The sequence below is a fragment of the Myxococcus xanthus genome (assembly GCF_013116825.1).
GTDB lineage: Bacteria > Myxococcota > Myxococcia > Myxococcales > Myxococcaceae > Myxococcus > Myxococcus xanthus_B.
Genome location: NZ_JABFNS010000281.1, coordinates 1 through 1754, shown reverse-complemented (window position 1 = coordinate 1754; position 1754 = coordinate 1). Strand labels below are relative to the sequence as shown.

Below are 1754 nucleotides of genomic sequence, written 5' to 3'. Positions count from 1 at the left end.
GGGGAGACAGGACCCAACCCGCTGCTGCTCCCGCCGCCGCCCCCCGCCATGGCGCCGCGCCGGAAAGGGTCGAAGAGCCGGGGGAGCATCTCCGGGGAGATGGGCTCGCCGGGGTTCTGGACTTCCAGCACCACGAAGTCGCCATCGTCATACAACTTGAAGGACACGGGCGCGTCCGCGGGGCTGTATTGGAGCGCGTTGCCCCCCAGGTTGCTGACCACCTGGAGCAGCCGGTCCCCGTCCCACTCCCCTTCGTAGCGGCCCGGCTCCACGCGGAACACCAGCTTGCGCTCGGGCCAGGCCGCCTCCAGTTCATCCAACCCCAGCCGGACCACGGCCCGCAAATCACCGGCCGTGCGCTGGATGGGAATGCCGCCGCCCAGCCGCCCACGCGTGAAGTCGAGCAACTCTGAAATCATGCGTTTCATCCGGTCGCCGGAGCGGGCAATGCGCGTCACCAACCGGCGCTCGCGCTCCGGAAGCGCCTCGCTGTGCAACAACTGCGTCGCGGACAGTTGGATGGCATTGAGCGGGTTGCGCAGGTCATGACTGACAATGGCGATGAGCCGCTCGCCGAAGCGGGCCGCCTGCAGCGAGGCCTCCTGGGCGCGCCGCCGTTCGGAGACATCCACCATGGTGGCCACCGCCGCGACGATGGTGCCCTCCCGGTCCAGGATGGGCGCGCTGGAGAGCAGCACGGCGATGCTCTGACCATCCTCGCGGGGGATGAGCATCTCCTCGCCCTGCACGACCTCGCCGTGGAGCAGGCTGCGCGTCAGCGGCAGTTCCTCCATGGAGTAGGGGCGCCCATCCGGGTGCAGCGAGGCGCCATGGTCCTCCAGGTAGTCCTGTATCGACGTGGAGGGATGGAAGGGCCTGCCGGTGATGACTTCCACCTGCCGGCTGGCCATCACCAACCGGCCGGACGGTGCGTCCGCGATGAACACGCCCGCGGGCATCTGGTCCAGCACCGACGCCAGCCGCGCGCGCTCGGCCTCGATGGCGCCCAACAGCCGCTGCCGGTCCATCTCCATGGCGCGGCGCTGGGTGATGTCCACCACGGTGGCCACCCGCTGCTCCACGCGACCGGCCTCATCCTTGAAAGCCGTGACGTGCGTGAAGGCGGGGAAGCGGGTGCCATCCTTCCGCATGTGCAGTGATTCATATTCGTGCGACGGCTTGGAGTTCGCCGCCGCGACGTGCCGAGGCAACACGCCGCGCGCTTCCGGCGCATAGGTGTCCTCCAGCCGCCGTCCCGTCAGCTCCTCCGGCGAGTAGCCATGCATGCGAGCGAAGGCGGGGTTCACCTCGCGCAGCCGCTCATCGGTCGCGTCCACCACCGCCACGCCCACGCCCAGCCGCCTGAAGACCTGCGCCCACCGCCGCAGGCCCGCTTCACTCTCCCGGAGGCGCTCCAGGGACGCCTCCGCCACGGCGCGCGCCTCGCGCTCGCGGGCATGCGCCTGGGCCTGCAACAGCAGCGCGGTGGTACGCGCCGCCATGGCCCGGAAGAGGAACTGGTCCTCTTCCGATAGTTCATGGGTGGCGCGGCTGCCCATCAGCACCACGCCCATCAACTGCTCGCCCAAGAGCAACGGCACGCCGAACAGCGCGGACAGGTCCGCTTCGCGCAAGGACGGCTCGCTCACCCGGCTGTCCGTGCGCGCCGCGCGCACCAGCAGCGGCTGTCGCGTGGCCGCGATGGTGCCCGTGAAGCCCTCCCCCATGCGCACCACGTCCCCCACGGCCATCCC

1 protein-coding gene is annotated in these 1754 nt (G+C 70.2%); it reads right to left on the bottom strand.

The window, feature by feature from the left end:
• Positions 1–1754, bottom strand: a 1754-nt coding sequence (locus tag HNV26_RS37280; RefSeq protein ID WP_171453035.1) for a sensor histidine kinase, incomplete at both ends; no start/stop codon positions are given.